Below are 12,986 nucleotides of genomic sequence, written 5' to 3'. Positions count from 1 at the left end.
TACCTTATATCGTCCGCAGCACCTTGTCGGCCATGCGTTCGTAGACGATGCCGAGGTCGGCGAAACGGTTCAGACAGTTGACGGCAGCATGGCGCACACCGACGTTCGGGTGGGCGAGGGCTGCCGTCGCCTGGTCGAGGAACTCATGGATGCCGCGCGTGTTTGGCTCCTGACCGCGCATGAAGAGGCGGGCAAGGATGTCATAACCCATGATCATTCGGACGTCATTATCACCGGCAATCCATTCGTAAGCCAACTGCGGCGCACAGGCCACATATTGCAGAAGGTTGAAAGCCAGCAGTTCGCCGAGGTCCTGACTGTGTACATCCTCCACCCACACATCCACGAGGTCACGGTCCATGCGCTCCGCCGGCATGACCAGCGTGGCCAGGATCTTACACTCCCGGATATCCTCTTTCCACAAGGCGATGGCGAGGTCATAGTCCTTGCCATAATCCTTGGCCATGGCCTTCAGTTCCATGATGGGCACACCCCAGTTGATCTTGTATTCCGCGCCCTTCTCCCGCATCGACTGTGAGGCGGGACCGTTCATGACGAGGCGGAAGGAGCGCTTGATGGCGCGCACCTTCTCCGCCGTAGCGTCTTGAGCGTTATGCTGTTCGTTGTTGAGATTCTCAGTATCCATGTTTTGCTGTTTTGTTGAAGTGCAAAGATAGCAAATATATTTCATATTCTTTCATTTTGCCCTTACTTTTTCCGTTTTCTCAAATTTTAGGAGTTCTTATTTCTCTGTTTCGTAAAATATTTGTAATTTTGTGCGTTCGAAGTAATGAAACAAGGAAATAAAACTATAATAGACTTATGAATACAGGTAAAGTAGATGTCCTGCTTGGTCTCCAGTGGGGCGATGAAGGAAAAGGAAAAGTCGTCGACGTGCTCACGCCGCATTATGATGTCATAGCCCGTTTCCAGGGTGGTCCTAATGCCGGTCACACGCTGGAGTTCGAAGGTCAGAAATATGTCCTGCGCTCCATCCCCTCCGGTATCTTCCAAGGTGGAAAGGTGAACATCATCGGCAATGGTGTCGTTCTCGCTCCTGACCTCTTCATGGATGAGGCTAAAGACCTCGAGAAGAGTGGCCATCCGTTGAAGGAGCGCCTCCATATTTCCAAGAAGGCCCATCTCATCATGCCTACCCATCGTATCCTGGACCGTGCCATCGAGGCTGCCAAGGGAAAGAACAAGGTTGGTACCACCGGAAAGGGTATCGGTCCTACCTATACTGATAAGGTCAGCCGCAACGGCCTCCGTGTCGGTGATATCCTCGACCATTTCGACGAGAAATATGCGGCCCATAAGGAGCGCCACATGAAGATGCTGAAGGCCCTCGGCTGGACGGACTTCGACGGCTTCGACGAGGTGGAGAAGAAATGGATGGAAGGCATCGCCTATATGAAGGATTTCCATTTCGTCGACTCCGAGCATGAGATCAACCGCACACTGCGTGCCGGCAAGAACATTCTCTGTGAGGGTGCCCAGGGTACGATGCTCGATGTCGACTTCGGTTCCTATCCTTTCGTTACCTCCAGCAACACCATCTGTGCCGGTGCCTGTATCGGCCTCGGCATCGGTCCGAACAAGATCGGTAATGTCTATGGCATCATGAAGGCTTATTGTACGCGTGTCGGTGCCGGTCCGTTCCCCACGGAACTCTTCGACGAGACGGGCAAGACCATCCGTGATCTCGGTCATGAGTATGGTGCCGTGACGGGTCGTGAGCGCCGCTGCGGTTGGGTGGACCTCGTACAGTTGAAATACTCCGTCATGGTCAATGGCGTCACACAGCTCATCCTGATGAAGAGTGACGTCCTCGACGGTTTCGATACCGTCAAGGCCTGCGTAGCCTACAAGTTGAAGGACGGCAGTGAGACGACGGAGCTGCCCTATGAGATTGATGATGTCACGCCGGTATATAAGGAGTTCAAGGGCTGGAAGACGGATATGACAAAGATGACAAGGGAGAGCCAGTTCCCGCAGGCCTTCAAGGACTACATCAAGTTCATTGAGGACTTCCTCGAGACCCCGATCTCCATCGTCTCCGTAGGTCCCGACCGAGAGGCAACGATAGAGCGGTAGAAGCCTCACCCCCAACCCTCTTGCAGGGGCCGTCCCTTGTGGCGGCCCGCCGACCGTTAGGTCGGATGTGAGGGAATATGTTTCCATTTTTCCAAAAATCCGTCGTTCCGACGGCGGGCCGCCACAATGGACGGCCCCTGCAAACGGGGATGTGGCCCTTTAATTTTTTAATTTTATAATTTTTTACTTTTCAATTATGTCTCAGAAACCATCCATCCCCAAGGGAACGCGTGACTTCGGTCCCGAGGAGATGGCCAAAAGAAATTATATCTTCGACACCATCAAGTCGGTGTACGCTCTCTACGGATTCCAGCAGATCGAGACGCCGGCCATGGAGACCCTCCATACCCTTATGGGTAAGTACGGCGATGAGGGTGACAAACTGTTGTTTAAGATCCTCAACTCCGGTGACTATTTCAAGGGCATCAGCGATGAGGACCTTGCCAGCCGTGACACACTGAAACTGCAGAGCCGTCTCTGTGAGAAGGGTCTGCGCTACGACCTCACCGTGCCCTTCGCCCGTTATGTCGTCATGCACCGTGAGGAACTGCAGATGCCTTTCAAGCGTTATCAGATCCAGCCTGTATGGCGTGCTGACCGTCCGCAGAAAGGCCGTTACCGTGAGTTCTATCAGTGTGACGCTGATGTTGTCGGCTCCGACTCCCTCCTCAACGAGGTGGAGTTGATGCAGATCGTCGATACCGTCTTCCAGAAGTTTGGTGTCCGTGTACAGATCAAGATCAACAACCGAAAGATCCTCACGGGTATCGCCGAGGTCATCGGTGAGGCGGATAAGATCGTCGACATCACCGTCGCCATCGACAAGCTCGACAAGATCGGTCTCGACAATGTCAATGCCGAACTCCGTGAAGACGGCATCAGTGAGGAGGCGATCGCCAAACTGCAGCCGATCATTGCCCTGGAGGGTACGAACGACGAGAAACTCGCCACGATCCGTCAGGTCCTCGCGGGTAGTGAGGTAGGTGAGAAGGGTGTCGACGAGACGAAGTTCATCCTCGACACGTTGAAGACTGTCGGTCTGAAGAATGAGATCCAGCTCGATCTCACCCTGGCCCGTGGACTGAACTATTATACGGGTGCTATCTTCGAGGTGAAAGCCCTCGACACGCCGATGGGCTCCATCACCGGTGGTGGCCGTTACGACAACCTCACGGGAATCTTCGGCATGCCGGGACTCAGCGGCGTGGGTATCTCTTTTGGTGCCGACCGTATCTATGATGTCCTCAACGCCCTCGACCTCTATCCGAAGGAGACGACGAGTGCCACACAGCTCCTCTTCATCAACTTCGGTGAGCAGGAGACGGCCTATTGCCTCCCTGCTGTCGCCAAGGCCCGTCAGGCCGGTATCCGCACGGAGATGTTCCCCGATAAGGCGAAGATGAAGAAGCAGATGAGCTATGCCAATGCCAAACATATCCCCTTCGTCGTCCTTGCCGGTGAGAATGAGATCAAGGCCGGGAAATATACGTTGAAGGATATGGAGAGTGGTGACCAGCAGTTGATGACTGCTGAGGAGATCATCGCCCGTGTGAAAGGTGAATAAAAAATGGTGGGATTCGTCCCACCATAAGATATATCTATGACTTCGTAGGGGAGTGCATTTCCCTTCTATCTTTCAGGACAAACAAACTACCTATATGCAAACAGCCGTCATCGTTGAGATGACGGCTGTTTTTGTGTTGTAGGGACATCAGCAATGATGTCCCTATTTCTTATAAGATTGTCTTTACGGCCTCCAGCATTCCCTTCTCCTGGATCAGGTCGAGGTCTTTCTTCACGAGGGCCGTGAGACCGGGAACAGTCTTGTTGAGATCCTCATGCCATACATAATCATAGGCGAGGACACCCTCGGCAATCTTCTGTGTGTCACCGGTAGCCCAGAGCTCCTGGAGCTTGGCGATGATCTTCGGATCATCTTTCGGCGTGATTTCCGTACCATCGGCACGTTTGCCACCCTTATAATAGGTGATGATAGCAGCGAGACCGAACACGAGGCCCTTCGGCAGCTCACCCTTGCGCTCGAGATAGATCTTCACGCCGGGGAGATCACGCGTGTTGTATTTCGGGAAGGAGTTGAGCATGATACTCGTCACCTGGTGATCGACGAACGGGTTCTCGAAACGCTCGAGGACATCAGCGGCAAACTTCTGCAACTCATCCATCGGCAGGTCGAGGGTCTGCATCAGCTCGTCGAACTGTACCTTATGGATGAACTTACCGATGACGGGATGCTCACAGGCATCGCGGACAATGTTCACGCCACTCAGGAAGGCAACGGGGGAGAGGACGGTATGAGGACCGTTCAACAGGGTGACCTTACGGGCATGATACGGTTTCTCGTTGTCGGTGATGAGGACATGGAGTCCGGCCTTCTCTGCGGGGAACTCGGCCTTCATCTCTTCAATCGTCATATTCTCTGCTTTCTCGATGACCCAGAGGTGGAAGCTCTCGGCCTTGACGACCATGTTGTCCTTGTAGCTGATCTTCTCCTGAATCTCCTTGATGGTGTCACGCGGGAAGCCCGGAACGATGCGGTCTACGAGGGTAGCGCAGACATAGCAGTATTTGGTGAACCACTCCTTGAACCCTTCATAGTCCTTACCCATGTCGTCTTTCCAGAGTTCGATATACTGGTAGATGCACTCTTTCAGATGATGGCCGTTGAGGAAGATGAGCTCGCAAGGCATGAGGATCATACCCTTGGTAGGATCACCCTCGAAGAACTGATAACGGTGGAAGAGGAGCTGGACGAGCTTGCCGGGATAAGAAGCGGCAGGAGCATCGGTGAACTTACAACTATCGTCGAAGGCAATACCTGCCTCGGTAGTGTTGGAGATGATGAAACGCATCTCCGGCTGCTCGGCGAGGGCGAGGAATGCCTGGTTCTGTGTATACGGATTCAGGGCACGGCTGACAACATCGATACGGGTCAGCGTGTTCACGGGTTTGCCGTTCTCCTTACCCTGCAGATTGACATGGTAGAGGCAGTCCTGGCCGTTGAGCATGTCGATCATGCCATGCTCCAGTGGCTGAACAATCACTACGGAAGAGTTGAAATCCGTCTTCTGGTCCATATTATAAATGATCCAGTCAACGAATGCGCGAAGGAAGTTGCCTTCACCAAACTGAATGATTCTCTCCGGCATCACGCTCTTCGGTGCCGTACGCTTGTTCAATGCTTTGAGTTGTGACATAATATTAATTTGTTTTAGTTTGTTTTTAATTATTTCATTTGCAAAGATAAGAAAAATACCCGTACCCCGTATGTGTTTCTCTGAAAAATTGTCCGTAAAGGTTTACGTACGGACATGATTGATCATGTTCCGCCATACGCGGCTTTCGGAGCATAATAGATTATGTCCCTACGATCGTATCCATATAGCTAAAAATTTCGGCTTCATCATTGGGATGGAACCAATGGATGCGGTCGTCACGCTTGAACCAGGTCAGCTGCTTGCGCATATAGCGCCGTGTGTTCGACTGGATCTGTCGGATGGCCTCATTACGGTCTATTGTTCCGTCGAAATAGGCAAACATCTCACGGTAGCCGACGGTATTCAGACTGTTCAGACCGCGGAGAGGATAAACACGGCGGGCCTCTTCCTCCAGTCCGTCGGCCATCATCTGTAATACTCTGTTGTTGATACGGTCATAGAGTTCGGCGCGGTCGCGGTTGAGCCCGATCTTCACGATATCGAAGGGACGCTCCTTCACATGGTGTACACGGAAGGATGTATAGGTCTTGCCCGTCTGATGACAGATCTCCAGGGCATGGACGACACGGCGGGGATTATGGCGGTCGACGATCGCCCAGTGCTCGGGATCGAGGCGGTGGAGCTCCTCGACGAGCGCCGGCAGCCCCTCCGTGGCTAGCCGGCGTTTCATCTCCTCACGGATATCATCGCGAATGGTAGGGATATCATCGATACCCTCACAGACGGCATCGATATACATCATGCTGCCTCCCGTAAGCAGGGCGACGGGACGATGGACAGACTGAACGGCTTGTGCCTCGAAGAGTTTCGGCAACAGGGCCATGACATCCTGCTCATAGCACGATGCGGAATAATAATCTTGTAAGTGGTGATTGCCCACGAAATAATGGCGCACGCGACGCTGCTGTTCCGTTGTCGGTGCCGCCGTGCCGATAGGCAGTTCGGCAAATATCTGACGGGAGTCGGCATTCACAATGGGAATACCGTAGTGCTCGGCGATATCCAGACAGAGCGCCGTCTTGCCGACCCCGGTAGGACCGAGGACGACAAGAAGGACGGGCTTCTGGTTATTTCCTTCGTTCATCGGATGATACCTCGCTGGGAACTCTCCACGAAATCGATGATATACTGGATCTCCGGCGTGACATTCAGCGTCTCTTTAATCTTCTGAATACCATCCTTGAGGATGCCCTCACTATAGAGAAGGCGGTAAGCCTCATGGATATTCTCGATGAGGTCACGGCTGAAGCCATGACGGCGCAGACCGACGAGGTTCACGCCGCAATAGCGGGTCGGCTCCTTGCCGGCAATAATATAAGGTGGAATATCCTGGGAGAAACGGCAACCACCCTGGATCATCACGTAACCGCCGATACGGCAGAACTGATGGCAGAGGACGGTGGCGGAGACGATGGCATTGTCATCGATTCGCACCTCACCGGCGAACTTTGTGGAGTTGCCGATGATACAGTGGCTGCCGAGGACACAGTCGTGGGCGAGATGCATATTCTCCATCAGGAGGTTGTTGTCGCCCATGACGGTCTTGCCTTTGGATGCCGTACCACGGGAGATGGTGACATTCTCACGGATGGAGTTGTTGTCACCGATGACACAGAGTGTGTCCTCACCATGGAACTTCAGGTCCTGGGGCTTCGTGGAGATGCTTGCGCCGGGGAAGAACTCGTTGTTGTTGCCGATACGCGCGCCATAGTTGATGGTCACACTGTTCTGCAGGACGTTGTTATCTCCGAGGATCGTATTCTTATCGATATAACAGAAGGGGCCAATGATATTGCCGTCGCCGAGCTGTGCTTCGGGATGGACAAAGGCCAATGGACTAATCTGATTGGACATGTCTTATTTGTTTTTTACGATTTGTGCGGTGAAGGTAGCCTCGCTGACGACATGATCGCCGACGAACATATAACCCTTCATGGAACTGATGCCGTGACGGACGGGATGGAGAAGCTCGACACGGAAGAGGAGGGTGTCACCGGGGACGACCTTCTCACGGAACTTCACATCGTCGATCTTTACGAAATAGGTGCTCCAGCGCTCCGGCTCTTCCAGCTGGTTGAGCACGAGGAGGCCGCCGCATTGGGCCATGGCCTCTACCATCAGGACACCGGGCATGACGGGCTCTGTGGGGAAATGGCCCTGGAAGAAGGGCTCGTTGGCCGTGACATTCTTCACACCTACGATACTTGTCGGACCCATGGCGATGATCTTATCGACGAGCTGCATGGGATAGCGGTGGGGGAGGAGCTGACGGATGCGGACATTGTCCATGATCGGCTTCTCGTTGGGATCATAGATCGGCGCCTGAATCTCATGCTTACGGATCTCGCGGCGCATGGCACGGGCAAACTGGTTGTTGATGGTATGACCGGGACGCGTGGCAACGATACGGCCCTTGATGGGGCGGCCGATGAGGGCCATGTCGCCGATGATGTCGAGGAGCTTATGACGGGTACATTCGTTCTCCCACTGCAGGGGACGGTGCTGGATATAGCCGATATGCTTGGCATCGATATGCGGTACCTTCAGCACGTCGGCGAGGTGGTCGAGCTTGTCTTGTGGTACCTCACGCTCATAGATAACAATGGCATTGTCGAGGTCACCGCCTTTGATGAGGTTGGCTTCAAGCAACGGCACGATGTCACGGACGAAGACGAAGGTACGTGCCGGGGCGATCTCCGTGGCAAAGTCATCGACACGGTCAAGGGTCGCAAACTGGCTGTTGATGAATTTGGAGTTGAAGGAGCACATGGCGGTGATGGAGAACTCATCATCGGGGAGGATAATGATGCTCGAGCCTGTCTGCTCGTCCTTCACCTCAATCTTCTTGCGGATGATGTACCAGTCCTTCTCGGCATTCTGGTCTTCAATGCCTACCTTTTGGATGTTCTCCACGAAGATGGCGGCGGAGCCGTCAAGGATAGGGAACTCAGGACCGTTCACCTGGATGAGACAGTTGTCGATACCCATGGCATAGAGGGCGGCCATGCCGTGCTCTACTGTAGAGACACGGACATCACCCTTGCCGAGGACGGTACCCCGCTGGGTATCTACGACATTCTCCGCGATAGCCTCGATGACGGGCTGGCCCTCGAGGTCGATACGCTGAATCTTATAACCACTGTTCTCCGGTGCCGGGTTGAAGGTCACCGTGAGGTTGAGACCTGTATGCAGTCCCTTGCCAAACAAGGAGAAACTGCCTTTGAGTGTCTTTTGTTTAGACATATATCTTTTAATGATTATTATTTCTGTTTCTTGAGATTCTCGATCTCCTTCTTCAGATCGCTGATTTCCTTATACATTTCCGGGAGACGGCGGAAGATAGCCTGACTCTTGAAATACGGCAACTTCTCCATCGGCGGTGTGCCGATGAGCTGCTGGCCGCTCTTCAGACTGCCCGGTACACCACTCTGCGCACCGAGGAACACCTGGTCGCCGATGGTGATATGACCGGCGATACCTACCTGACCACCGAACATGCACCACTGGCCGACTTTTGTACTGCCGGCGATACCGACCTGGGCGGACATCACCGTGTTCTCTCCGACTTCCACATTATGGGCAATCTGTACGAGGTTGTCGAGCTTCACGCCCTTACGGATGATCGTCGTGCCCATGGTAGAGCGGTCGACACAACTGTTGGCGCCAATCTCCACATTATCCTCGATGGTGACGATGCCGATCTGCGGAATTTTGTCATACTGGTTCGTCTGCGGGTTCGGCGCAAAACCGAAGCCATCGGCACCGATGACACAGCCGGCATGCAGCGTGACATGATTGCCGAGCTTACAACCGTGATAGATCGTCACGTTCGGATAGATCTTACAGTCGTTGCCCAGCTTCACGCCCTCTCCGATGAAAGCATGGGGATAGACCTGCGTGCCATCACCGATGACGGCACCGTCACTGATCACGGCGAAGGCACCGATGTAGACATCCTTGCCGATGGTGGCTTTCGGGGAGATGAAGGCGAGACTGTCGATGCCGGTCTTCTTCGGACGGGCAGACTCGTACATCTGCAGCAGTTTGGCCACACAGTCACGGGCGTTCTTCACGCGGATGATTGTGGGCTTGACTTTATCAGCTTCTACCTCAATGCTCTCATCGACAAGAACGATCGTCGACTCGGTAGAATAAAGATAATGGGTATATTTGGAATTAGCGAGGAAGGAGATAGCCCCTGGCTTTCCTTCCTCGATCTTAGCGAATGTATGGACGGTGGCGTGCTCGTCACCCTCTACTGTGCCTTGAATGAAGGCAGCGATTTGTTGAGCTGTAAATTCCATTGAAATCGATCGAATTGAATTATTTTTGCAAATGTAGCAAAAAAAATCCAAATTACCTTGATTCCACGGGATTATTTACAGATTTTTTCAAGTTCAACGGCCATCTGAGCCTGCAAATCCTTGGCTTTGGCGGCTGCGGCAGCGGCAAACTGCTCGTCATGACCGGCATAGATAATGCCACGGGAGGAGTTGACGAGGAGGCCACAGTCCTTGATGATGCCGTACCGGCAGACTTCCTGAAGACTGCCTCCCTGAGCGCCGACACCGGGGACAAGGAGGAAATGGTTCGGAGCGACCTTACGGATATCCTTGAACATCTCTCCCTGTGTGGCACCGACGACATACATCATCTGGTCGTCACCGGCCCACTGCTGGCTGCGACGGATGACCTTCTCGAAGAGGCGCTCGCCGTCCTTGTCTTTCGTCAGCTGGAAGTCATGACTGCCCTTGTTGCTCGTCAGGGCCAGAAGAATCACCCATTTGCCGGCATAGCCGAGGAACGGTGTCACGGAGTCCTCACCCATGTATGGCGCAACGGTGAGGGCATCGAGGTTATACTCCTCGAAGAACGTACGGGCATACATCGCGGAGGTGTTGCCGATATCGCCGCGCTTGGCATCGGCGATGATGAAATGATGAGGATAATTGTCCTGGAGATAATGGATGGTCTTCTCGAAGGCTGCCATGCCTCTCAGCCCTGCTGCCTCATAGAAGGCGAGGTTCGGCTTGTAAGCGACACAGTAGGGCGCCGTAGCGTCGATGATGGCCTTGTTGAAAGCGAAGATCGGATCTTCCTCCTTCAGCAGATGCTCCGGGATCTTCTTCTCATCGGTGTCGAGACCTACACAGAGGAAACTCTTCTTCGTGAAGATCTGCTCGACTAATTCTTGTCTTGTCATAACGGTTATTTTTCTATTTCCGTCCAGGGGATCTCTTGGATCTTATCCTCGGACTTTCTTTGTTTCATGGAAGTGACGCGCTGGATGAACTCACTGGCCTGAACGGTCTTGTCCTTCTCCTCGGCATCATCCTCTTTTTTCGTGAATCTGATTCCCATATTATAATTCTGCTTCTTTGAGTTTCTCGGCATTCTCGGCGACGGTGAGGGCATCGATCATCGGCTGGATATTACCGTTGAGGAAACCCTGCAGGTCGTGGGTCGTATAGCCGATGCGGTGATCGGTGACACGGCCCTGCGGGAAGTTGTACGTGCGGATCTTCGCGCTGCGGTCGCCCGTGGAGACGAGGCTCTTGCGGCGGTTGGAGATATCGTCGACATACTTCTGATGCTCGTGATCGTAGATATAGGTATACAGACGACTCAGCGCACGCTCCTTGTTCTTCGGCTGGTCTCGTGTCTCCGTACACTCGATGAGGATCTCTTCCACCTCGCCGGTATTTGGGTTCTTCCACGGATAGCGCAGACGGACACCGGAACTGACCTTGTTGACATTCTGACCACCGGCACCACTGGAACGGAACGTATCCCACTTGATGTCGCCCTCATTGATATGAACCTCGAATTTCTCAGCTTCGGGGAGGACGGCGACGGTAGCGGCGGAGGTCTGCATACGGCCGTTGGACTCGGTGACAGGGACACGCTGGACACGGTGGACACCACTCTCGTATTTCAGCGTGCCGTAGACATCATTGCCACTGACGGCGAAGTCGATCTCCTTGAAACCGCCGACGGCACCCTCGGAGACATCGGTGACACTCACCGTCCAGCCCTTGCTCTCGCAGAAGCGCTTGTACATATTGAAGAGATCACCGGCGAAGAGGCAGGCCTCGTCACCGCCCGTTCCGGCACGTATCTCCATCTGTACGTTCTTGGCATCCTCGGGATCCTTCGGCACGAGGGCGATCTTGATGTCTTCCTCGAGTTTCGGCAGCTTCTCCTCATTCTCCGACAGTTCCTCGCGTGCCATGTCCTTCATCTCGGCATCACTCTCGTTGACGAGGATGTCCTTGGCTTCCTTGATGGCGTTGAGACAGTCTACATATTTCTTGCGCGCCTTCATGATCTCACTCAGATCCTTGTATTCCTTCGTCAACTTCACATAACGCTGCTGGTCGGCGATGACGGAAGGATCGGTGATGAGTGTCGACACCTCCTCGAAGCGCGCCTCGAGGCCGTCGAGTTTTTCTAATATCTTATTGTTGTCTGCCATAAATTAATATTCGAATGTTCCGAACTCGGAGTGAATAGTCAGGCTCTTTTTGCCTTCCTCGATATGTCCGATAACCTGTGCGTCGATGTTGAAGCTCTTGCTGATGGCAATGACCTTCTCGGCAACCTCGGGACGGACATAGATCTCCATGCGATGGCCCATGTTGAATACCTGGTACATCTCTTTCCAGTCAGTGCCGGAACAGTCATGGATCGTCTTGAAGAGCGGCGGTACAGGGAACATGTTGTCCTTCACGACCTTGCAGTTTTCACCAACGAAATGCAGCACCTTCGTCTGGGCGCCACCGGTGCAGTGGACCATTCCGTGGATCTCCGGACGCAGCTCGTCGAGGAGCTTCTTGATGACGGGGGCATAGGTACGTGTCGGGGAGAGGACGAGCTCGCCGGCATTGACGGGGACGCCGTCGATAGCGTCGGTGAGTTTGTACTTACCACTGTAGACGAGGTCGTCGGGGACAGCATGGTCATAGCTCTCGGGATATTTTGTGGCAAGGTATTTGGCAAAGACATCATGACGGGCACTCGTCAGACCGTTGCTGCCCATGCCGCCATTATAGCGGTGCTCGTAGGTAGCCTGACCGGTGGAGGAGAGGCCGACGATGACATCACCGGGACGGATGTTGGCATTATTGATGACATCCTTACGCTTCATACGGCAGGTGACGGTGGAGTCGACGATGATCGTACGTACGAGGTCGCCGACATCAGCCGTCTCACCGCCAGTTGGCCAGATGCCGATGCCCATGCCACGGAGCTCGGCGAGGAGCTCATCGGTGCCGTTGATGATGGCAGAGATGACTTCTCCCGGGACAAGCATCTTGTTACGGCCGATGGTGGAGGAGACGAGGATGTTATCCACGGCACCGACGCACAGCAGGTCATCGGTGTTCATGACGATGGCATCCTGCGCGATACCTTTCCACACGCTCAGGTCGCCGGTCTCCTTCCAGTACATATAAGCGAGGGAGGATTTCGTGCCGGCACCATCGGCATGCATGATGTTACAATACTCGGGATCTCCACCGAGGATATCGGGGATAATCTTACAGAAAGCCTGCGGGAAGATACCCTTGTCTATATTCTTGATGGCGTTATGCACATCTTCCTTTGCGGCAGAGACGCCGCGCATCATATATCGGTTATTCATTTTCGTTGTTA

Annotated in this window: 12 protein-coding genes; 2 read left to right on the top strand and 10 right to left on the bottom strand. The window is 53.7% G+C overall.

Features of this window, described 5'->3' with window-relative positions; all coding sequences use genetic code 11:
- Positions 1-4: 4 nt before the first annotated feature.
- Positions 5-646, bottom strand: coding sequence for a DNA alkylation repair protein (locus G604_RS0106805; protein WP_051220261.1), 642 nt, complete (start codon positions 644-646; stop codon positions 5-7).
- A 176-nt stretch (positions 647-822) separates the two neighbouring features.
- Here G604_RS0106805 and G604_RS0106800 point away from each other — a divergent pair, with 176 nt between their 5' ends.
- On the top strand, positions 823-2,097 hold the full coding sequence (locus G604_RS0106800; protein WP_028909923.1) for an adenylosuccinate synthase: 1,275 nt from the start codon (positions 823-825) through the stop codon (positions 2,095-2,097).
- A 196-nt stretch (positions 2,098-2,293) separates the two neighbouring features.
- On the top strand, positions 2,294-3,661 hold the full coding sequence (gene hisS, locus G604_RS0106795; RefSeq protein ID WP_028909922.1) for a histidine--tRNA ligase: 1,368 nt from the start codon (positions 2,294-2,296) through the stop codon (positions 3,659-3,661).
- 169 nt (positions 3,662-3,830) lie between these two features.
- On the opposite strand, the gene G604_RS0106790 is transcribed toward hisS, so the two are convergent.
- The 9 genes from G604_RS0106790 to G604_RS0106750 form a co-directional block, all read right to left on the bottom strand.
- Positions 3,831-5,312, bottom strand: coding sequence for a tagaturonate reductase (locus G604_RS0106790; protein WP_028909921.1), 1,482 nt, complete (start codon positions 5,310-5,312; stop codon positions 3,831-3,833).
- A gap of 160 nt (positions 5,313-5,472) precedes the next feature.
- Positions 5,473-6,417 (bottom strand): tRNA (adenosine(37)-N6)-dimethylallyltransferase MiaA, encoded by a 945-nt coding sequence (miaA, locus tag G604_RS0106785; RefSeq protein WP_028909920.1) that lies wholly within the window; start codon positions 6,415-6,417, stop codon positions 5,473-5,475.
- Complete coding sequence (gene lpxA, locus G604_RS0106780; RefSeq protein WP_028909919.1) at positions 6,414-7,187, bottom strand: acyl-ACP--UDP-N-acetylglucosamine O-acyltransferase; 774 nt, start codon at positions 7,185-7,187, stop codon at positions 6,414-6,416. Before lpxA ends, miaA begins: the two co-directional genes overlap by 4 nt.
- Before the next feature lie 3 nt (positions 7,188-7,190).
- Positions 7,191-8,576, bottom strand: a complete 1,386-nt coding sequence (locus G604_RS0106775) for a bifunctional UDP-3-O-[3-hydroxymyristoyl] N-acetylglucosamine deacetylase/3-hydroxyacyl-ACP dehydratase (RefSeq protein ID WP_028909918.1) — start codon at positions 8,574-8,576, stop codon at positions 7,191-7,193.
- Between the two features lie 17 nt (positions 8,577-8,593).
- Entirely contained in the window at positions 8,594-9,637 is a 1,044-nt protein-coding gene (lpxD, locus tag G604_RS0106770) for a UDP-3-O-(3-hydroxymyristoyl)glucosamine N-acyltransferase (RefSeq protein WP_028909917.1), read from the bottom strand.
- 71 nt (positions 9,638-9,708) lie between these two features.
- Positions 9,709-10,536: an orotidine-5'-phosphate decarboxylase gene (gene pyrF, locus G604_RS0106765; protein ID WP_028909916.1), complete on the bottom strand. Its 828-nt coding sequence runs from the start codon at positions 10,534-10,536 to the stop codon at positions 9,709-9,711.
- A 5-nt stretch (positions 10,537-10,541) separates the two neighbouring features.
- The gene (locus G604_RS15390) at positions 10,542-10,694 is read right to left on the bottom strand and encodes a hypothetical protein (RefSeq protein ID WP_196801098.1); all 153 of its coding nucleotides are present in this window, start codon (positions 10,692-10,694) and stop codon (positions 10,542-10,544) included.
- 1 nt (position 10,695) lies between these two features.
- A complete protein-coding gene (prfA, locus tag G604_RS0106755; RefSeq protein ID WP_028909915.1) occupies positions 10,696-11,808 on the bottom strand; it encodes a peptide chain release factor 1 in 1,113 nt (370 codons plus the stop codon).
- 3 nt (positions 11,809-11,811) lie between these two features.
- On the bottom strand, positions 11,812-12,975 hold the full coding sequence (locus G604_RS0106750) for an AIR synthase-related protein (RefSeq protein ID WP_028909914.1): 1,164 nt from the start codon (positions 12,973-12,975) through the stop codon (positions 11,812-11,814).
- Positions 12,976-12,986 lie beyond the last annotated feature (11 nt).

The sequence above is a fragment of the Prevotella sp. AGR2160 genome, from assembly GCF_000424185.1.
Classification (GTDB): Bacteria; Bacteroidota; Bacteroidia; order Bacteroidales; family Bacteroidaceae; genus Prevotella.
Note: the sequence above shows the minus strand (reverse complement) of the source record. Positions and strands in the feature narration are given on the sequence as shown.

What these genes read in the sequence shown, in the direction of transcription:
- G604_RS0106805 (WP_051220261.1), bottom strand. Translation starts at nt 646, where the DNA reads ATGGATACTGAGAATCTCAACAACGAACAGCATAACGCTCAAGACGCT.
- G604_RS0106800 (WP_028909923.1), top strand. Translation starts at nt 823, where the DNA reads ATGAATACAGGTAAAGTAGATGTCCTGCTTGGTCTCCAGTGGGGCGAT.
- hisS (WP_028909922.1), top strand. Translation starts at nt 2,294, where the DNA reads ATGTCTCAGAAACCATCCATCCCCAAGGGAACGCGTGACTTCGGTCCC.
- G604_RS0106790 (WP_028909921.1), bottom strand. Translation starts at nt 5,312, where the DNA reads ATGTCACAACTCAAAGCATTGAACAAGCGTACGGCACCGAAGAGCGTG.
- miaA (WP_028909920.1), bottom strand. Translation starts at nt 6,417, where the DNA reads ATGAACGAAGGAAATAACCAGAAGCCCGTCCTTCTTGTCGTCCTCGGT.
- lpxA (WP_028909919.1), bottom strand. Translation starts at nt 7,187, where the DNA reads ATGTCCAATCAGATTAGTCCATTGGCCTTTGTCCATCCCGAAGCACAG.
- G604_RS0106775 (WP_028909918.1), bottom strand. Translation starts at nt 8,576, where the DNA reads ATGTCTAAACAAAAGACACTCAAAGGCAGTTTCTCCTTGTTTGGCAAG.
- lpxD (WP_028909917.1), bottom strand. Translation starts at nt 9,637, where the DNA reads ATGGAATTTACAGCTCAACAAATCGCTGCCTTCATTCAAGGCACAGTA.
- pyrF (WP_028909916.1), bottom strand. Translation starts at nt 10,536, where the DNA reads ATGACAAGACAAGAATTAGTCGAGCAGATCTTCACGAAGAAGAGTTTC.
- G604_RS15390 (WP_196801098.1), bottom strand. Translation starts at nt 10,694, where the DNA reads ATGGGAATCAGATTCACGAAAAAAGAGGATGATGCCGAGGAGAAGGAC.
- prfA (WP_028909915.1), bottom strand. Translation starts at nt 11,808, where the DNA reads ATGGCAGACAACAATAAGATATTAGAAAAACTCGACGGCCTCGAGGCG.
- G604_RS0106750 (WP_028909914.1), bottom strand. Translation starts at nt 12,975, where the DNA reads ATGAATAACCGATATATGATGCGCGGCGTCTCTGCCGCAAAGGAAGAT.